The following is an 18,933-nucleotide window of genomic DNA, read 5'->3' as shown; positions in this document are numbered from 1 at the left end:
ACCACAACTCGCCCAATTTACAGCTTCATAAATCGTAAAAGTTGGTTTATGGTTCTGTCTGTACCAGCGCCATACTTTGTGCGCGTGAAGCGTCGTTTCTGACGGAAGCACGCTGTTTTGTCATTTTTCCACAACGAAAGCCGTTCCTATGCCGCTTCCTTCCCCCGAGATCTCGCGCCGGGTGCGCGGGGTTGTGTCTGGGCTTTTAAGCCTCTTCTTGGTTTTGGCTGTGCTGGGGGCCGTGGCGCGGCCCGGCTGGGCCGGCACGGTGCGCGAGGAGCACCTCGCCTCGGCGGTGCTGGGGCGCGACTATCCCTTCCTTGTCTACCTGCCCGATCCCCCGCGGGGTGCGCCCGGCAAGCAGGCCGGCGCCCCGTTGCCCGTGCTCTACCTGCTGCATGGGGCCAATGGGGACGAGCATGCCTGGGTGGACAAGGGCAAGATGGTGGCGACCTTGGATCGTCTGATCGCCGAAAAGCGCATCAAGCCCCTGATCGTCGTCATGCCCGGCCACAAGGGCATGTGGTGGGTGGACGGTCACGGCGACAAGGCCGAGACCGTGCTGCTGAAGGAGTTGCTGCCCGAGGTCGAGCGGCGTTTTCCGGTGCGCTCTGACCGGGCCGGTCGGGCGGTGGCCGGGCTATCGGCCGGCGGGTTTGCCACCCTCCGTCTGGCCTTCAAGTATCCCCAGCTTTTTGCCGCCGGGGCCGCCCTGAGCCCGGCGATCTACGCGCCCGAGCCGCCGGCCGGGTCTTCGGCGCGCAAGGATCCGGCGTTCCAGAAAAAAAATGGCCGCTTTGATGCGCGTCTGTGGCAGCGCCTCAACTGGCCTTCGCTGCTGGACGCTTATCGGAATCAACCCCTGCGGGTGCCGCTCTACATCAACAGCGGCGACCGCGACCGGTTCGACATCGCCTATCACGCGGCCGTGTTCCACCACACCGTGCGTCCCCTCCAGCCCGAGGCCATCGCGTTCCGGGTCGTGGATGGCGATCACGAGTGGCCGGTGTGGGAGCGGACCTTGGGTGATGCCTTGCTGTTCATGGACCCCTACCTCGGCGGGTAAGGCTTCCCGTCGGTTTTATTGGTGCCGTTGTGCCCCGGAACGCGCCGCGCTTCCGGGGTTTCCATGTCCTCCTCTCGCTTTCTCTCCCCCGCTTTTTCTCCCCCCGCTTTCTCGCGTCGAGTGTCGTCGCCGGAGTGCTCCATGACTCGCGCTGCCCCTCCCATGATCCCGGATACCGCCCTGATCCCGGCCTCGCCCGGAGAGTCTCCCCAGATCTATACCTGGGGCGATGCCATGACGTGGGACGACTACGACCTGCTGGTCGAGCGAACCCTGGCGCCCTTCGAGGGGTGCTTCCACACCGCGGACTTTGTGTACCGCCATCCCCTGGCTCTTCAGGCCCACTGGCCGGCGCATCAACGCAAGGAAACGCCGGTGCGTCTGACCTACACCGACTGGGGCGACCCCGAGGCGCCCGTGCTTCTGTGTGTGGGGGGGATCGCCAACACCGCGCGGCGTTGGGACTACTTGGCCCTGGGGCTGTCCGCTACCCATCGCGTGCTGTGCCTGGATTGGCCCGGGCGCGGTCAAAGCGACTGGATGCCGACCCAGGGAGACTACACCTTGGACACCAATGTGGAAGTCTTGCGCCAGTTTCTCGAGGCCCTGGACCGTGGGCCGGCGGCGGTGGTGGGGTCGTCGTTGGGCGGCAGTACGGCGCTGGCTTTGTGCCAGCGGCACCCGGCGCTGGTCCATCGTCTGATTCTCAATGACATCGGCCCCTACATCCCGGCCGAGCGTCGCACGCGCCGGGCGCAGGCGGTGGCGCGGCACTATGTGTTTCGCCGGCCGGCGGATCTGTTTCGTCGGCTAGGGGCATCGGCCAAAAACGACGGGCCGATCCACGAGGATGAACTGCTACACAACACCTATTTCCAGACCAAGCCCTCGGAAGGCGGGCGGATCTACCGCCATGATCCCCGGGCCCTCCAGGCCTACGCCGAGGAAGCCCAGGAAAGCCTGGAGCAGTGGCAGGCCTGGGCTCGCCTCGACATTCCCGTTCTCGTGGTTCACGGGATGCTCTCCGATGCCTTGCTGCCAGACACCCTAGCCGAGATGAAACAAAAGCCCGGGGTGACGGTGATGCATGTCCCCGACACCGGGCATACCCCGGCCCTCAGCGACCCCCACCAGATTGGCTTTCTTCTGGACTGGCTGGAAAGCCGGAGCCCGGAGGGGGATTTCACCTGTCTTAATCCACCCGCCGCCCCCCGCCATCTGTTCGCTGGAAAGACCACGCCATGAGTCTGCGCTCGCGTCGCTCCGCTACCGCCCAGCCTCTCCCCGCCGACTGGCCGGAGGGCGGGCCGTCGCTCGATCATCTCAAGGTCGATGCCACCTTGAGCGACTTACCAAGCCACGACGCCTTGGTTGTTGAGACCACCCCAGGGCGGGAGATCCAGGCGCTGTTCTTGCGACGCCCCGACCTGCCCGGCATTGCCGTGCGGCGCCACAACGGCGACATCTGCCTGCTGGCCCGTGCGCGTTTTCTTGAGTGCTTGGCCGGGCCCTTCGTGCGCGACCTTTACAAGAACCGCCCGATCGGCCGGCTGATCGACGCCATGGGGATCTCCACCCTGACGCTGTCGTCCCATGACCGCCTGGAGCGCGCGGCCCGTCTGGCTTTGCTGCGCCCGGCCCCGCAGGCGCACGACCCCTTGGTCGTCCTCTTTCCCAATGGCGAGCCGCGGGTGATGGATGTCCAGGTCATCTTGCTGGCGCTGTCCCATGTCCTGGCCCTGGCCAACAGTGAAAATCGCCGCTTGCTCAATCGGGTTCGGGTGAATGCCCAGCGCCTGGAGAGCACCTTTAACGAGTTGCAAGACGCGAAGGATCGCGCCGAGGCCGCAGCCCAGGCCAAATCCGCCTTCCTAGCGACCATGAGCCACGAAATCCGCACGCCAATGAATGGAGTCTTGGGCATGCTCGACGTTCTGGGGCGCACCGCGCTGTCCCCCGATCAGGCCCACGCGGTGGGGATCATCCGCGAGAGTGCCCACTCGCTGATGCGGCTGATCAACGACATCTTGGATTTTTCCAAGATCGAGGCCGGCCGGCTGGAGTTGGAGCACATTCCGCTCTCGCTGCCCGACACCTTGGAAAGCGTGCTCGCCCCCTTGCGGCCGGCGGCGCGGGCCAAGGGCCTGGGGCTCGGCGCCGAGGTGGGCCCCGACGTGCCGGCTCAGGGCCTGGGCGACCCCACCCGCCTGCGCCAAATTCTTTACAATCTGGTGGGCAACGCCCTCAAGTTCACCGCTGACGGCGAGGTGAAGGTCTGCCTTGAGCGCTTGTCGGTGCCCGGGGACACCCCCTGGATCCGCATCAAGGTGAGCGATACCGGCATTGGGATGACCCCTGAGCAGACCGCGCGCTTGTTTCGCCCCTTTGCCCAGGCCGAGGCCTCGACGGCCCGGCGCTTTGGGGGAACTGGCCTGGGGTTGTCCATCTGCCGCCAACTCGTGCAGGGGATGGGGGGGCGTATCGCGGTCGAGAGCAGCCCGGGGGACGGCACGACCTTTGGCGTGGACTTGCCCTTTCCCTCGTGCGAGGGGGTGCCCGCGACGGGGGCGGACGCCGCCGACGCCCCCGCGGACACGCCCTTGCCTTGCTTTGCGCCGGAGGCCCCGGTTTTGGTGGTGGATGACAATCCAATCAACCGCGAGGTCATCGTTTGCCAACTCCGGGCGCTGGGCTGTGCCGCCGTCACGGCGGTGGACGGCCACGATGCCCTGAGTGTTCTTGCGCGCCAGCCGGTGGCCCTGGTCATCACCGACTGCGCCATGCCGAGCATGGACGGGCTGGCGTTGGCGCGCCATCTCCGCGCCGAGGCGTCTCCGGCGGCCGGGGGCGGGAGCTTGCCTATTCTAGGCCTGAGCGCCAATGCCCAGGCCGGTGAGGCCCAACGCTGCCGTATGGCCGGCATGGATGACTTCCTGACCAAGCCGGTGAGCACCGCCCGGCTGGGGATGGCGCTGGCGCGCTGGCTTGCGCAAACCGATGGGCCGCCCCCCCGGCCGTCCGGTCCCCCCAACGGCGAGGGGTGGGGCGTTGTGCGAGATGGGAAGGGGCGCTTGATCTTGGATGTGCGCCCGTTCCAGGAAGTGGTCGGCGATGACAGGGAAGCCATCCGGGGCCTTCTGGGGCGCTTCATGGCCTCAAGTCAGCCCTTGGTCGATCGCCTCCGTGCGGCGGCTGCCGACCCTGAGACCCTTCGCGAGGCCGCCCATACCCTGAAAGGGGCGGCGGGCATGGTCGGCGCCCCGGCTCTGGCCGAGGCGTGCCAGACGGTGGAGCAGCGGGCGACGAGAGACTCCGCCTGCGGCAGTGCCGAGGCGTTGGCCGGCGTCGAGCGGGCCTGGCGCGAGGTGACGCAAGCGTTGGAGCCCTTCCTCGCCGGTCCCCGGGAGGCTGGAGCATGATCCGGCGCGTTGTGTTCCTGCGTCACGGCGAAACCGCCTACAACCGCTTGGGGCTGCGCTGTGGCGGGGATGTCGATCTGCCGCTCACGCCCACCGGCGAGCACCAAGCCCGGGCCGCCGGGGAGGCCTTGCGCGGCCTGGGGATCGAGCGGATCGTGGCGGCGCCTCTCCTGCGCACCCGGCGCACGGCCGAACTGGTGCAAGAGGCCCTGCCGGGCCTCGGCGTGACCTTTCATCCCGGCCTCAGCGAGCGACGGTTGGGGGCCTGGAACGGCCTCGACGTCGCGGCCACCCAGGCCTGGATCGAGGCCGGTCAGACGCCCCCCGGGGGGGAAAGCGAGGACGCGTTTCGACGGCGGGTCAACGAAACCGTGGAAGACCTCCTGTACGCCAACGCCATGGTGCCGCTGCTGGTCAGCAGCCGGGGGGTCGCCCGGGTTCTGAGGCGGTTCAGCGGCCAGGAGGCGGGGGCCGGACTGGGCAACGCGGCGGTGATGGAACTGGCGTTTCCCCTACCCGAGGGCGGCGCGCCATAACCAGGCCCAGCGGGGGACGGAGGCCGCGCCTGCCCAGCCTTCCTTTCCCCGCCATCGCCCGGCGGTATCCCCCGCACCTTTTGCGCCAATCCTCCATGGCCTTTGCCGATCTGACGGCTTAAAGAGGAAATGTGGAATTTATCCCCTTGGTTGGACACGTGCTAAGGGAATACGCTCTGGGCGCTCAGGCGCTCTTCTTGGTCGCCTCGCTCATCGCCGACCGGCATCCGTGCGGAAGAAGGACCACAACATGATCGGACTGTATCGCCGTAGTCTCATGGTCCGGGTCATCGTGCCCATTGCCCTGCTGTTGGCCATCATCGCGGTGGCGGCGACTGCCGGAATCGCCTGGACCACCATGACCGCCGCCCGGCAGGCGCTCGACGAGCGGGCCGGCATGATGACCTCGGTTCTGGTGGGCGGCGCCGGTGAGGCCCTTTGGAACATGGACAAGGGCGCGGCCGAGGCCATTCTCTCTTCCCTTGCCGCCGACCCCGACTATCGTGGCAGTGCGATCTTGGGCAAGGGCGACAAGGTGTTCGCCGCGCATGGCGAGCAAGCGGCCGCTGCCGATACGATCGTCCAGCGCGCCCCCATTGTGCGCGGCCCCCGCAAAGAAGAGCTAGGGGCCATCGAAATTCGTCTCTCGACCAAGCGTTTCGAGCAGAACCTCCAGGCCACCACGGGGACGATCGCGGCCGTGGGCGCCCTGACCCTCGTTTTGGTCTGCGGCATTCTGGTCGTGATGGTGCGCGGCATCACCCAGCCGATTCAGCGCATGACCGGTGTGATGACCATCCTTGCCGCCGGCAATACCAGCGTCGAGGTCCCGGCCCTGGGTCGCGAGGATGAGGTGGGGCGCATGGGCGCCGCCGTTGAAACCTTCCGCGAAAATGCCCTGGAAAAGCGCCGCTTGGAAGCCGAACAGGTCCGGTTACGCGAGGAGGCGGAAAAGCAACGCCAAGCCGCGCTTGCCTCGGTCGCCGACTCGTTCGACAGCAAGGTCGGCCGTTTGATCACCAGCGTCAACGAAACCGCCGGCGCCATGAGCCGGTCGGTGGGCGATGTCGCCGAGAGTGCCGACGCCAACGTGCGTTTGAGCCAAGCCGCCGCCACCGCCGCCCAGGAGGTTACCGCCAACGTCCAGACCGTGGCCGCCGCCGTCGAGGAACTGGCCGCCTCCATCCGGGAAATCGCCGTGCAGGCCCAAACCTCCACCGGGGTGTCGGCCCAGGCCAACGAGCGGGTCGATGGCACGGTGGCCCGCATGCGCCGTTTGGTCGAGGATTCCAACAAGGTGGGCGACGTGGTGACCCTGATCTCGTCGATCGCCGGCCAGACCAATCTGCTGGCCCTCAACGCGACCATCGAGGCGGCGCGGGCCGGCGAGGCCGGTAAGGGCTTTGCTGTCGTCGCCCACGAGGTCAAGACCCTGGCCAGCCAGACCGCCCGGGCCACCGAGGAAATCTCGGGGCTGATCAACGCGATCCAAAACTCGACCAACGACGCCGCCGCCCAAATCGGCGAGATCGCCCGGGTCATTGGCAGCCTGAGCGGCATCAGCGCCGCCATTGCCGCCTCGGTGGAGCAACAAAACGCCGCGACCAGCGAAATCAGTCAGGCGGTCCACAAGGCGGCCCAGGGCACCGAGATCTTGCGCCAGAACGTCGAGGGGGTCGCCTCCTCGGCCCAGTCCAATGGCAGCGCCGCGAGCCACCTGCACCAGGGGATCCGCTCGCTGGAGGAACGCTTCCGCACCGTGCAGGCCCATGTGGATGATTTCGTCACACGCTTGAGCGCGTAACCCCCAGGAACGGAGGGGTCTGGGGAGGCAAGCCTCCCCAGCCTTCTTTTTACGCCTGCCGGGCGTCTCTTTGTTTTTCACGCCTGCCGGGCGTCGATCACCGCCTGACGGATGGCGCGCGTCTTGGTGAACAGTTCTTCCAACCGCTCGCCCTCGCCCCAGCGAATAGCGCGCTGCAAGGCAGTCAAGTCTTCAGTGAAGCGCTGCAAGATATCCAGCACCGCCTCGCGATTGTTGAGGAAGATGTCGCGCCACATCACCGGATCCGAGCCGGCGATGCGGGTGAAATCGCGAAAACCCGCCGCCGAGAACTTGATCACCTCGGTGGACAACTGCTCCTCCAGATCAGCCGCCGTGCCGACGATGGTGTAGGCGATCAGGTGAGGCAGGTGGGAGGTGATCGCCAGCACCCGGTCGTGGTGCTCGGGGGTCATGATCTGCAACAGCATGCCGGCCCGGCGCCACATCTCGGCGACCTTCTCCACCATCAGGGGGTCGGTGTTGGGCGGCGGGGTCAGGATGCACCAGCGGCCATGGAACAACTCGGCGAAGCCGTTTTCCGGGCCGCTTTTTTCCGTACCGGCCACCGGATGGCCGGGCACGAGGTGAACCCCGGCCGGCAGATGGGGCACGATCATGTCCACCACCATCTTCTTGACCGAGCCGACGTCGGAGACGATGGCGCCCGGCTTCAAGGCGGGGGCGATGATCTCCATCACGGCCCCGGTGGCGCCGACCGGCGCGGCCAAAACCACGAGGTCGGCCTCGCGCACCGCGAGGGCGAGGTTATCGGTGGCCTCGTCCACGATGCCCAGGCGCAGGGCCCGGGCCGGGACGTCGCCCCGGTCGCCGGCCACCACGACCTTGGCCACGCCCTCACGCTTCAGGGCCCGCGCCAGCGACGAGCCGATCAAGCCGATGCCGAGAATGGCAACGCGGTTGAAAAGGGGGGTGCTCACGCCCGTCCTCCCCCTTCAACGAAGTCGCCCAGGGTTTGCACGAGGCTGTGCATCTCGTCGGCTTGGCCAATGGTGATGCGCAAGGCGTGGGGCAGGCCATAGCCTCCCATGCGCCGGCAGATCAGGCCCCGGCCGCGCAGGTAGGCATCGGCCGCTGCTACCGTGAGCGGCCCCTCGGCCGAGAAGTGGGTCAGCAGGAAGTTGCACGAGGAGTCGGTGACGGCCAAGCCCATCGCCTCCAGGCGTTCCCGGGTCCAGGCGCGCCAATAGCTGTTGTGCTCGCGCGCCAGGGTCTGGAAGGCCACGTCCTCAATCGCCGCCGTCGCCGCGACCAGCCCGACCGAGGAGACGTTGAACGGGCCGCGCACCCGGTTGAGCACATCAACGATAGGGGCCGGGCCGTACAGCCAGCCCACCCGCAGACCGCCCAGGCCGTGGATCTTGGAGAACGTGCGCATCATCACGGTGTTGGGGTGGGAGTCCACCAAGGCGTTGCCCGGGTCGTAGTCGTTGCGCTCCACGAACTCGGCGTAGGCCGAGTCGAGTACCAAGATGATGTCCTCGCGCAGTCCCTCGCGCAGCCGGCGCACGCTGTCGGCGTCCAGGATCGTCCCCGTGGGATTGTTGGGGTTGGCCAGGAACAGCAGGCGCGTGGTGTCGGTGACGGCGGCCAGCAGGGCATCCACGTCGGCGGTCAGGTTGGTTTCGGGGGCGAAGTGTGTTTCCACTCCCGCCCCCTTGGCGTAGATCGAATACATGAGAAAGCCGTGCGCACTCTGGACGATACTGTCGCCCGGCCCGGCATAGGCCCGCACCAGGAAGCTGATCAGCTCATCCGATCCGGCACCGCACACCAAGCGGGCCGGATCCAGGCCATGGCGCCGGCCCAGGGCCTCGCGCAGGTCCGTCCAGGCGCCGTCTGGATAACGATGCGCCTGGGCCGCCGCGTCCACAATCGCCTGCCGGGCCTTGGGGCTGGCGCCCAGGGCTCCCTCGTTGGAGGCCAGCTTGATCACCCGGGTCACGCCGGGAACGGAGGACTCTCCGCCCGCATACGGCGTGATGTCGAGAATACCGGGGCGCGGCTGGGGAAAAGCGATCGTTGCACGCATGGCGCCATCCTCAAGAAAACGCGGCCCTCCCGGGTCCGCGACATGGCGCGCCAGTGCGCTGGCGCGCCTGGAAAGGAAAGGAAGGAAACCAGCCCGGGGGCTGGCCTCGCTCAGGGGCCGTCCAGCTCGGCGTCGCTGAAGGGTTCGGCGTAGATGCCCAACACCACAACGCGATGCACGGCGCCATGACTGGCGGCGCTTAAGGGCCCCAGCCGGTCGTCGTTGCGGGTCAGGCAGCCGCGCACCTCGATGAGGGTCAGGCGCACGTCCTCGCCCTGGGAGCGGGCATCCAAGACGGCCAGCGGGTCGAGGCCCCCTTGGCGCAGGCTGTCGAGCAGACCGGCCCGGCTGAGATCGGGGCCGCTTTCAATGCCCAGCAAAGAGCGGTCGGCGCCGCCCGAGGGTTCGGGTTCGGCAGCGGCCAGGACAAAGGCCTCCAGGCCCTTGCTGCCGCCGGTCACGGGCAGGCGGACGATGACCCGGGGGGTGCCGGGCAGCGAGGACATCAGGGCTGGCCACCACGCCACGGGATCCTCGTGACGGGGCAGGGGCACCACGCCGACCGTGGCCCGCCCTTCGCCCACTTCCTGCACCACTTGCCCGACCGACTGGTGAACCGTGGCCGAGGTGAAGGAGCCGTATTGATTGCGGGCCAGTTCCAGGTAGCCGGCGCCGCGCTCGGGCATCCATACGGCCATGGTGATGCGGCCTTGCATGGAGACGACCACACTGAAAAWCTCGCGCCACAGGCGGATCAGCACGCGCCGGGGAAAGGGGCCGCTGTGGCGGGCGACCAGTCGGCGCAACACCGCCGCCTCGCGTCCGGGCAAACGACGGGTTCGACAAGGCCGCCATCTGAGCCGTGGTCACACCTTGGATCTGGGCCGTGGTCAGGGCTGCCACCTGGGCGCTGCCCAAGCTGGCCACTTGCGCGGTAGCAAACGCGGCAATCTGGGCCGTTCCCAGGCCGACGATCTGGTCACTGGTCACCCCCCCCAAGGCAGCCGTGCTCAAGGCCGCGACCTGGGCGGTGGTCAGGGCCCCCAGTTGGGCCGAGCCGAACTCCCGCAGATCACCCGACGACAGCGAGGCAATCTGGGCTGTGGTCAAGGCACCGATCTGTCCCGAGGTCAGGCCCGAGATCTGGGTGCTGGACAACGCCGCCAAGGTCGCGGTCGCCAGCCCGGCGATCTGGTCCGTGGTCAGGGCCGCCATTTGGGTCTTGGTGAACTCGCCCAGGTCGGCTGTGCCCAGGGCATTCAACTGCCCCGTGGTCAGGGCGGCGATCTGGCTCGACGTCAGGCTCGCCGCCTGCGCGCTCGACAACGCCGCCAAGGTGGCGGTGGCCAAGCCGGCCATTTGCGCGGTGCCAAGCGCCGCCACCTGGGTGGCACTCAACTCGCGGACATCGGCCGAGGTCAGGCTGTTCAACTGGGTCGTGGTCAACGCCCCCACCTGGGCCGTTCCCAGGCCCGACAGTTGGGTCGCGTTCAAGGCCGTGACCGCCGCGGTGGCCAACGCGGCCACTTGCGCCGTGGTCAGCCCCCCACCTGGGTCTTGCTCAGGCCAGCGACACCGGTGGTGCTCAGGCTCTCCACCTGATCGGTGGTCAGGGCCGCCACTTGGGCCGTGGACAAGGCGCCCACCTGCGTGGTGCCCAGCGCCTGAACCTGCGCGCTCCCCAGAGCCTGGATCTGGGTGGTGCTCAAGGCGCCCATCTGGTCGGAGGTCAAGGTAACGACGGCCGCTGTGGACAGGGCGGCCACCTGAGCCGTGGACAAGGCGCCCATCTGAGTGGTGGTCAGGTCACGCACGTCGCCGCTGGTCAAAGCCGCGACGTGGGCCGTGGTCAGGGCCTGGATCTGGGCGGTGCCAAGGGCGGCCATTTGGACACTGGTCAAGGCCGAGAGGGTCGCGGTGGCCAGGGTCGCAATCTGGGCGGTGGTCAGCGCCCCGATCTGGGTCACCGACATCCCCGCCAGCCCGGCGGTGGTCAGGGCCGCCCACTGGTCCGAGGTCAGAGCCTGAATTTGAGCCGTCCCCAAGGCCGCCATCTGGCCGGAGCCCAGCCCGCGCACCTGATCCGTGCCCAGGGCCGCCAGTTGGGTGGTGGTCAGGCCACTGATCTGAGCGGTGGCCAGGGCTCCCATCTGGGCCGAGCCCAGGCTGGAAATCTGGGCGGTGGACAAGGCGCCCACCTGGGTGGCGGCGAACTCGCGCACATCCGCCGAGGTCAAGGCGACCAGTTGGGCCGTGGTCAGGGCCCCGATCTGGGCCGTGGTCAACCCGCCCACCTGGGCGCTGGAGAGAGCCGACAGGGCTGCCGTATCGAGGGCCGCCACTTGATCGGTCGTCAAACTGGCGATTTGGGTGCGGGTAAACTCGGCAAGATCCGCCGAGGCCAGGGCATTCAACTGTCCCGACGTCAAGGCGGCCACCTGCGCCGTGCCAAGGGCCGCGATCTGGGCACTCGACAGGGCGGCCAAGGCGGCGGTGCCAAGGCCGGCGATCTGGGTGGTGGTCAGAGCCGCCACCTGCGCCGTGGTGAATTCACGCAGATCGCTGCTGGCCAGCGCGGAAAGCTGGGTGGTGGTGAGCGCCTGCATTTGAAGGGAACTCAACGCCCCGATCTGGGTACCGGTCAGGGCGGCGAGGCCAGCCGTGCCCAAGGGGGCAATCTGGGCGGTGGTCAGGGCGGCGACCTGAGTATTGGTCAACTCGCGCATGTCATTGGAGGACAAGGCCGTGAGCTGGTCGGTGGTGAGGGCGGCGATCTGGCCGGTGGTCAGGCCCGCCGTTTGGGCCGAGGTCAGCCCGGAGAGAACCGCCGTGGCCAGGGCACTGACCTGGGCGGTGGTCAGGGTGCCGACCTGGGTGCGGGTCAAGCCCGCCGCCGCCGCGGGGGTCAGGGCGCCGACTTGATGGGTGCCCAGGGCCCCCACTTGAGCCGAACTCAAGGCCCCCACTTGGGCCGCCGTCAGAACCGCCACCTGGGCGGTCCCAAGGGCGCTCATCTGGGCGGTGGTCAGACTGCCCACCTGGGTGCTGGACAGGCCCGCCAGCGCTGCCGTTCCGAGAGCGCCGATTTGATCGGTCGTCAGCGCCCCAACCTGCGTGGCGGTGAAATCGCGCACGTCAGCCGAGGTCAGGGCCGCAATCTGGGCCGTGCCTTGGGCCTGGATTTGCGCGGTTCCAAGGGCGGCGATTTGGCTGCTGCTCAGGGCCGAGAACTGGGCCGAGCCAAGGCCCGCGACCTGGGTGGTGGTCAGACCCGCGATCTGGGTACCGGTCAGGGCGGCGAGATCGGCCGTGGTCAGCACGGCCAACTGGGCCGTGGTCAAGCCCTGGATCTGCGCGCTGGACAGCGCCCGAAGTTGGCTGGAGCCGAGGGCATCAATCTGGGCCGTCCCCAAGGCGGCGATCTGAGCCGTGGTTAGGCCGGTGACCTGGGCGGTGGTGATGGCGCCAAAAGCCGACGACGTAAGGGCCGCGACCTGGGCTGTGGACAAAGCCCCCAGTTGGGCCGCGCTCAACTCCCCGATGTCACGGGTGGACAAGGCGGCCACCTGAGCGGTGGTGAAGCCGGCCATCTGGGCCGTGGTGAGACCTGCCACCTGGGCCGAGGTCAGGGCCGCGATTTGATCGGTGCCCAGGACCGCCAAATGCCCCGTGGACAACACGCCGATTTGGGTGCGGGTCAGGTCACCGATATCGGTGGCCCCCAGCCCGGTGAGCTGATCGGTGGTCAACGCCGCCACCTGGGCCGTGGTCAGGGCCGCCATCTGGGCACTGGACAGCGCGACAAGATTTTGGCTGGACAGGGCCGCGATCTGAGCGGTGGTCAGGGCCGCCACCTGGGCCGTGCTGAACTCGCGCATGTCGGCCGTGGTCAGGCCATCAAGCTGATCAGTGGTCAGGGCTGCGACCTGGGTCGCGGCCAAGCCGGCGAGTTGGGCCGACCTGAGGGCCGAGAGGCTGTCGGTGGCCAGCGCGACGAGTTGGGCGGTGGACAGGGCACTGACCTGAGTCTTGCTGAAGCCAAGCACGCCGGCACTGGCCAGAGCGGCCACCTGGGCGGTGGCGAGCGCCCCGATCTGGGCGGTGGTCAGGGCGGCCACCTGCGCCGAGCGCAAGGCCCCCACCTGATCGGAGGTCAGCGCGCTGACCTGGGTTGCGGCCAAGCCGGCCACCTGGGCCGAGGTCAAGGTCGCCACGGCGCTGGTCGCAAGGGCGGCGAGTTGGGCGGTGCCAAGACCGCGCAGCTGCGTTGCGGTCAACTCACGCACATCGGTCGAGGACAGGGTGGCGATCTGGTCGGTGCCCAGGGCTCCCAGTTGGACGGTGCTCAGGGCTTGCGTCTGGGCGCTGGTCAGGGCCGACAAGGTTGCGCTCGAGAGGCCGGCGATTTGGCTGGTGGACAAACCGGCCACCTGGGTGGCGGCAAGGCCGGCGATACTGCTGGTGGCGAGCGCCCCCAAGTGGTCCGTGGTGAGCCCGGCAATCTGGGCGGTGGTCAGGGCGCCGAGTTGGGCCGAGCCCAGTCCTTGAACCTGGGTGGTGCTCAAGGCGCCGATCTGGCCGGCGCTGAGGCCGGCAACCTGGGTCTTGGTCAGGGCGGCCACGGCGGCCGAACTCAGGGAGGCGACCTGATCGGTGCTCAGGGCGCGCACCTGGGCCGAACTCAGGTCACGCACGTCGGAGGTCGAGAGCGAGGCCAACTGCGTGGTGGTGAAGCCAGCCACCTGGGCGGTAGAGAGGCCACTGATCTGGGCACTCGAGAGCGCGGCAAGGGCGGCGGTGGACAAGGCGGCGATCTGGGCGGTGGTCAGGGCGCCCATCTGGGTCTTGGTCAAGTCGGCGAGATCGGCGGTGGAGAGGCCACTGACCTGGGCGGTGGTAAGCGCCGCCACCTGCGCCGCTCCCAGGGTGCCCATCTGGCCACTGTTCAACGATGAAAGAACCGACGTGGTCAGCCCGGCCACCTGGGCGGTGGTCAGGGCCGCGACCTGGGTTTTAGTGAACTCGGCGATGTCGGCGCTGCCCAGGCTGTTGAGTTGCGCCGTGGTCAAGCCGCCCACCTGGGCGGTGGTCAAGGCCGCGACCTGAGCCGAACTCATGGCCGACAAGGTGGCGCTGGTCAGGCTCGCCACCTGATTGACGCTCAACGAGGCCACCTGCGAAACGATGAGTTCGCGGATGTCCTGGGTGCTGAGACTGGCGATCTGGGCCGTGGACAGGGCGGCGATCTGGGTGGCGGCGAGCCCGGCCATCTGGGCGCTGTTGAGGGCCGTCAGGGCATCGGTCGCGAGGCTGGAGACCTGATCGGTGGAGAGGGCCGCCACCTGGGTTTTGGTGAACGCGGCCAGCCCGGCCGAGGTCAAGGACGCCACTTGGCCGGTGGTCAAGCCCTGGATCTGGGTGGGGGTGAGGGCGGCGACCTGAAGGGAGGTGAGACTTTGAATCTGAGCGGTTCCCAGGGTCCCGATTTGGGTCTTGCTGAGGTCGCGCACATCCGTGGAAGTCAAGGCGGCCAACTGGAGCGTGCTCAGGGCCTGCACCTGATCCGAGGTCAGGGCCTGCACTTGTGCCGAGGACAGGGCGTTGAAGTCCGTGTCCAAGGCCACGATCATCTCGGTACTGAACGCGAGAAGCTGGGCCGCATTAAAAACAAGCTGGCTGGAGGTGAATGCCTGGACCTGGGCCGTGGTAAGCGCCTGGATCTGAGCGGTGTTCAGGGCTGCGACATCGGCCGTGGTGAGCGCTGCAATACTTGCCGTTGAAAGAGCCGTGACCTGTGCTGGGGATAGAAATGTAATCGGCGAGACCATGATTGCTCTCCACTAAAAGACATGATGACGCCAGACAGGCGCCGTTACCGTTTCTCTTGTGGGGAAAAGGGCCTCACTCCAGATCGTGCCTTCCACCAAAGGTGACACGGCGCAGTTTCAGCCTGAAGATGCAGCGCATGACAAACCTCCCTTCTGGGGGCCAGCATTCTTGGCGCGTGTTCCATCAGAACACGACGAAAAGACGAACTTATCTTTTTAGCAACCCTGGATCCAAAGAACTCCCTCGGGCCATTTTACTTAAAATTCGCATTTAATCAACAGGCGCCCCCTCCTATCACTTTCGCTCGATCTATATGAGATTTGCGAATATTAAATATTAACATTTATTCACACTGAACAGATCCGGCCGATCGCACAAAAGATGGATTTATCCACAGAAAACCCTTTGTCGGAGGGTGACTATTTTTGCGTTTTAAATTAAGTTAAAAAATGATCAACAACCCCTGGCCCAAAGGATATGCCTGCCCGGCAAACAGACAACCCAATGGGCAGTCCCTGAGGTTTCTCAGGCACCTTTTTTTATTCTTGGTTTAAAAAACGCGCCCAATCCCTGACCAAAAGGGGGATTTTTTCCCGATCCTCGGAAAGGCCGCAGCTTCCAGCTTGGAATTGTTTAAATTAACGCAATCACGTCTCGCGCGATCCGGCGTGACCAAAGGGAGCCAAGACGAGTCGCCGGCGCGTCGGGACGCACGCAGGGCGTCAGAAAAAGGAGGGAAGGCCGGGATCGCGGCGCCGTTCCGTGAGGCATTCCCCTGATCCCGGGAGCGGCACCGTCCGGGGGCTCAAGGTGGCCAAGGGAACGCTCGGCTTCAAAACCCCCCTTCGCGCAGCAGCACGGTGGCCGCCCGGCGCACCAGGAAACCGGCCCAGGAGCGGCGCTCTGCGTCGATCGTCACCCGCCCCCGCTCCACCACCGCACTCTCGCGCCCGTCCTCGGGCCCCAACACCACCCGGTAGAGGGCGGCATCGGGGACCAGGGCCTTGCCATCAAAGCGGGCGGGCAGCGGCCCCCCATGGGGCACGGCCAACTCGGGATCGGACAGGGTTTTGCGGGCCACGCGATCAATGGTAAGGACCCGGGCCCGGCGCCGGGCCCCGCCGCTGTCGGAGAGAAAGGAGGCCGATGCTCCCGCCTGGAAACGAGGCACATCCTCCTCGGCCACATAGGCCTCGATCCGAGCGCCGGCGCGGATCCCCAGCAGACTGACCCCGGGATTGATCCACTGCCCCCCCTGCACCTCGGGATCGACATCGCAAACAGTGCCGGCGAGAGGGGCCCTCAGGGTCAGGCGGGCCTGATCGTGTTCCAGGGCCCGCCGCTGCGCCAAAAACGGCCTCGTACTCGCGCTCAAGGACCCTGAGCCGACCACGAAAGACCTCCTCGACCCCCCCGGCGGCGCGTTCATAGGCCAGCACCGCCAAGCGCAACTCGGTTTGCTCCAGCCGCGCCTGACGATCGGGGTTGTCAAGACGGGCCAGAATCTGCCCGGGCTGGACAGTATCGCCGGCCTGAACATCCACGCTCTCCAGACGAGCGGGCCCCGGGGCATGAAGGGTGACGTACTCGCCGGCCTTGAGCAGGGCCGAAGCGGTGACCCGACCATCCCAGGGGATCAAGGCCAAGCCGACCAGCCCGGCAACAACGCCCACGGTGATCCACGGGCGCCGACGCCGTCCCCATGCACCGGCGCGACGACGCCATTCCCGAAGCTCGGCAACGATGGGCCGCATGACAAACCACCAGATCTCGACAATAAAAAGAAAGATACCAACAATCTTGATAAAAAAATGATAAACAAGAACCGCAATGCTCAAGAATAAAACCAGACGATAGATCCAGACCAAACCGGCAAAAAAGATCATTCYCCGCCGTGTGGCGCCGGGTAAAACCTCGGGAGGCGGCTCCCTCACATCGAACAGCCACTCGCGTAACGCCCAACGCGCCAACGCAAACGAGCGCGGATGCAAATTTGGCTGATTGACCGCATCCATTAACAAAAAATAGCCGTCAAAACGCATGAAGGGCGACAGATTAAGGAGCAAAGAACTGATCCAGGTGGTAGCCGCCAAGGTAAAGCTCAACGATCGCAAGACCCCCTCGGGCAGCAAGGCCCACGCCAGGGTCGCCCAGGCAGCCAAGGCCAGCTCGGCCACAATCCCGGCGCCTCCCACCCACAACCGCTGACGTCGGCTGGGCAGGGCCCAGGCCTCGTTCACGTCGGTATAAAGGACGGGCATCATCACCAAGAAGGCAACCCCCATGGTCGGCACCCGCAGGCCAAAATGCCGCGCGGTCAGGGCGTGGCCCAGTTCGTGCACGGCCTTGGTCAGGACCAGGGCCACACCAAAAGCGGCCAAACCGGCCCACGACAGGTGATCAACCATGGTGGTGGCAAACGCGCTGCCCTGACGGCTCACCAAGAACACCCCGAGCAGCAAGGCTGCCAGCGTGGCCCGGCGAAACCCCGCCCCCCCATCCAGCTCACCCAGGGCAGCAAGACATCAAGCAAGCGCCCGGGACGCAGCAGCGGCACCCGAAAAAACAGATAGTGGTGCAAGAGCCACGTCCCCCAGCCTGTCCTGGCACGGTCCTCCTGGCCCAGCAGACGGGCGACATCGTCGGGGCCGCCGGCGTGCACGAGGTGGGCCTCGGTCAGAAAGGCCGCCAGGGCCCACACCTCGTCCTCATCGGGGGTCAACGGGGTCTGGGCGCGCACGGCGGCCACCACCGCCCGGGGGTCGCCCAGCGACCAGCGCGCGAGGATCTCGAAGGCGGGCCAACTCAGACGGTAAAAGCGATTGCGGCCGGGATCATGCAAGGTCCATGTCGGGGCGCCCGCGGGATCGGAGGGGCCCTCCAGCAGCCTCACGTCCTCGCGCAAGGAGGGGAGCCCGGGGGGAGACACCATCGTCACACCCCCAGCCTTTGCCGAAGGGTAGTGAGCGGCTTGCGCAGCACCCACCACACCAGGGGAACCGTCTCCCCCTCGATGCGCGCGGTCCCCTTGAGGCCCAGGCGCGGCCGGACCTCTGCGTCCTCTAGGCGGGCGCGCACCCGGTGAGCAACGCTGGCGTCGGGACGCACCACGGCCTCATAGGCAACGGCGGTCACGCGGGCCCGCAGGGGGGACAGAGGGGCGGTGTTGAGAAACAAGGTCAGGCGGGCCCCCGGACGCACCCAGCCAACGTCGGTGACCGCAACCCACGCCTCGACCTCCGTATCCTCGGGGTCGGCCACGGCCATGACCTTCTCGCCCACGACCACCGGCTTGCCGATCCAATCGCTGGGGTCGTCGAAGACCGCCACCCCGGCGCGGGGCGCCCGGGTGGTGATGCGTGCCAGTTGGCTTTCCAAAAGCCGCACCTCGGCCGCCTTTTCCTCGGCCTTGCCCTGCAACAGCGGCACCTGGGCTTTCGCCTTGGCATCGAACACCATGGCCTGGGCCGCCTGCCGATATTCGGCCTGGGCGGTTCCCAACTGCTGGCGGGCCACATCAAGAGCGCCGGTGAGGGTGGTGGCGTTGAGTTGGAACAGGACCTGCCCCTCCTGCACGCTTTCGTTGGGCGCCACGGCGACGTGATCGACCACCCCCTCCAGTGGGGCGCGCACCACCACCGGATGGGCGGGCACCGCATCGGCGGGGGCCAGGACGGACTCGGTCACCGGGAGCAGCGCGATCCCCAGCCCGACCACGCCCCCCAAAAGCAGGCGGGCCCGGGAGATGGACCGACGCGGGCGCGCCACGCTGCGCCGGGCCGCGCGCACCACGGCGGCGAGATGAGTCAAAAGGGCGATATCGGGCGGGGAAAAGGGCTCGTCGCGGGCATACAGCAAGGCCTCGTCGCCCAGGGGCAGGAACAGCGCCTGGGCGGGCAACCAATCGGCCCAGCCCTCGGCCAACGCGGGCGGCAGGTCCAAGGCGGTCAGGGGACGAGCGGCGGGCGTTGCGGCCAAATGACGGAACAAGCGGCCCAGCCACAAACCATACGGCGTGGCTTCCGGCACGGTCGTCGCCCCGGAGAGGGCCACGATCTCTCCGCGGATGCCAGCAAGGACGCCCTGGCGGTAGGGCACCAGGGCATGGGCCATGTTCACCGCCAGAAAGGCCACCTCCACCGACCGCTGGGCTCCCAGCAGGCGTTGTTCCAAATCCAAAAGGCGCAGAAGGGCATCGTTCATGACAG

General features: G+C 67.1%; 13 protein-coding genes and 1 pseudogene. 5 read left to right on the top strand and 9 right to left on the bottom strand.

The window, feature by feature from the left end; all coding sequences use genetic code 11:
* Positions 1 to 148 precede the first annotated feature (148 nt).
* The 5 genes from RSPPHO_RS14155 to RSPPHO_RS14135 all read left to right on the top strand — a co-directional run bounded on the left by RSPPHO_RS14155 (position 149) and on the right by RSPPHO_RS14135 (position 6,825).
* Positions 149 to 1,066 (top strand): alpha/beta hydrolase, encoded by a 918-nt coding sequence (locus RSPPHO_RS14155; protein WP_014415896.1) that lies wholly within the window; start codon positions 149 to 151, stop codon positions 1,064 to 1,066.
* Between the two features lie 141 nt (positions 1,067 to 1,207).
* Positions 1,208 to 2,311 carry an alpha/beta fold hydrolase gene (locus tag RSPPHO_RS14150; protein WP_157879257.1) on the top strand — a complete coding sequence of 368 codons (1,104 nt, stop codon included), beginning with the start codon at positions 1,208 to 1,210 and terminating at the stop codon, positions 2,309 to 2,311.
* Positions 2,308 to 4,485 (top strand): ATP-binding protein, encoded by a 2,178-nt coding sequence (locus RSPPHO_RS14145; RefSeq protein ID WP_014415894.1) that lies wholly within the window; start codon positions 2,308 to 2,310, stop codon positions 4,483 to 4,485. The genes RSPPHO_RS14150 and RSPPHO_RS14145 overlap by 4 nt, the downstream gene beginning before the upstream one ends.
* On the top strand, positions 4,482 to 5,021 hold the full coding sequence (locus RSPPHO_RS18105; RefSeq protein ID WP_051013906.1) for a histidine phosphatase family protein: 540 nt from the start codon (positions 4,482 to 4,484) through the stop codon (positions 5,019 to 5,021). The genes RSPPHO_RS14145 and RSPPHO_RS18105 overlap by 4 nt, the downstream gene beginning before the upstream one ends.
* A 250-nt stretch (positions 5,022 to 5,271) precedes the next feature.
* Positions 5,272 to 6,825: a methyl-accepting chemotaxis protein gene (locus RSPPHO_RS14135; RefSeq protein ID WP_041795651.1), complete on the top strand. Its 1,554-nt coding sequence runs from the start codon at positions 5,272 to 5,274 to the stop codon at positions 6,823 to 6,825.
* 77 nt (positions 6,826 to 6,902) lie between these two features.
* Here the strand turns inward: RSPPHO_RS14135 and RSPPHO_RS14130 are convergent, their stop codons facing one another.
* The 9 genes and pseudogenes from RSPPHO_RS14130 to RSPPHO_RS14105 form a co-directional block, all read right to left on the bottom strand.
* Positions 6,903 to 7,784, bottom strand: coding sequence for a prephenate/arogenate dehydrogenase family protein (locus RSPPHO_RS14130; RefSeq protein ID WP_014415891.1), 882 nt, complete (start codon positions 7,782 to 7,784; stop codon positions 6,903 to 6,905).
* Entirely contained in the window at positions 7,781 to 8,896 is a 1,116-nt protein-coding gene (gene hisC / locus RSPPHO_RS14125) for a histidinol-phosphate transaminase (RefSeq protein WP_014415890.1), read from the bottom strand. Before hisC ends, RSPPHO_RS14130 begins: the two co-directional genes overlap by 4 nt.
* A gap of 110 nt (positions 8,897 to 9,006) precedes the next feature.
* Complete coding sequence (locus tag RSPPHO_RS14120; RefSeq protein ID WP_242390505.1) at positions 9,007 to 9,726, bottom strand: chorismate mutase; 720 nt, start codon at positions 9,724 to 9,726, stop codon at positions 9,007 to 9,009.
* Between the two features lie 61 nt (positions 9,727 to 9,787).
* A pseudogene (locus RSPPHO_RS22080) lies at positions 9,788 to 10,423 on the bottom strand (beta strand repeat-containing protein); the annotation flags it as partial.
* Positions 10,424 to 10,434: 11 nt separating this feature from the next.
* Entirely contained in the window at positions 10,435 to 14,724 is a 4,290-nt protein-coding gene (locus RSPPHO_RS14115; RefSeq protein WP_014415888.1) for a beta strand repeat-containing protein, read from the bottom strand.
* An 833-nt stretch (positions 14,725 to 15,557) separates the two neighbouring features.
* Complete coding sequence (locus tag RSPPHO_RS20445; protein WP_051013905.1) at positions 15,558 to 15,806, bottom strand: hypothetical protein; 249 nt, start codon at positions 15,804 to 15,806, stop codon at positions 15,558 to 15,560.
* A gap of 4 nt (positions 15,807 to 15,810) precedes the next feature.
* Complete coding sequence (locus RSPPHO_RS19340; protein WP_157879254.1) at positions 15,811 to 17,166, bottom strand: site-2 protease family protein; 1,356 nt, start codon at positions 17,164 to 17,166, stop codon at positions 15,811 to 15,813.
* Positions 17,163 to 17,657: a hypothetical protein gene (locus RSPPHO_RS18095; protein WP_051013903.1), complete on the bottom strand. Its 495-nt coding sequence runs from the start codon at positions 17,655 to 17,657 to the stop codon at positions 17,163 to 17,165. Before RSPPHO_RS18095 ends, RSPPHO_RS19340 begins: the two co-directional genes overlap by 4 nt.
* Positions 17,658 to 17,659: 2 nt before the next feature.
* On the bottom strand, positions 17,660 to 18,928 hold the full coding sequence (locus RSPPHO_RS14105) for an efflux RND transporter periplasmic adaptor subunit (protein ID WP_041795649.1): 1,269 nt from the start codon (positions 18,926 to 18,928) through the stop codon (positions 17,660 to 17,662).
* Positions 18,929 to 18,933: the final 5 nt, after the last annotated feature.

Origin of the sequence: Pararhodospirillum photometricum DSM 122, from assembly GCF_000284415.1 — a bacterium.
GTDB classification, from domain to species: domain Bacteria; phylum Pseudomonadota; class Alphaproteobacteria; order Rhodospirillales; family Rhodospirillaceae; genus Pararhodospirillum; species Pararhodospirillum photometricum.
This window is presented reverse-complemented; position numbering and strand designations above follow the sequence as displayed.

Excerpts from the sequence above, each read along its gene's own strand:
- RSPPHO_RS14155 (WP_014415896.1), top strand. The coding sequence starts at position 149 with ATGCCGCTTCCTTCCCCCGAGATCTCGCGCCGGGTGCGCGGGGTTGTG.
- RSPPHO_RS14150 (WP_157879257.1), top strand. The coding sequence starts at position 1,208 with ATGACTCGCGCTGCCCCTCCCATGATCCCGGATACCGCCCTGATCCCG.
- RSPPHO_RS14145 (WP_014415894.1), top strand. The coding sequence starts at position 2,308 with ATGAGTCTGCGCTCGCGTCGCTCCGCTACCGCCCAGCCTCTCCCCGCC.
- RSPPHO_RS18105 (WP_051013906.1), top strand. The coding sequence starts at position 4,482 with ATGATCCGGCGCGTTGTGTTCCTGCGTCACGGCGAAACCGCCTACAAC.
- RSPPHO_RS14135 (WP_041795651.1), top strand. The coding sequence starts at position 5,272 with ATGATCGGACTGTATCGCCGTAGTCTCATGGTCCGGGTCATCGTGCCC.
- hisC (WP_014415890.1), bottom strand. The coding sequence starts at position 8,896 with ATGCGTGCAACGATCGCTTTTCCCCAGCCGCGCCCCGGTATTCTCGAC.
- RSPPHO_RS14115 (WP_014415888.1), bottom strand. The coding sequence starts at position 14,724 with ATGGTCTCGCCGATTACATTTCTATCCCCAGCACAGGTCACGGCTCTT.
- RSPPHO_RS18095 (WP_051013903.1), bottom strand. The coding sequence starts at position 17,657 with ATGGTGTCTCCCCCCGGGCTCCCCTCCTTGCGCGAGGACGTGAGGCTG.
- RSPPHO_RS14105 (WP_041795649.1), bottom strand. The coding sequence starts at position 18,928 with ATGAACGATGCCCTTCTGCGCCTTTTGGATTTGGAACAACGCCTGCTG.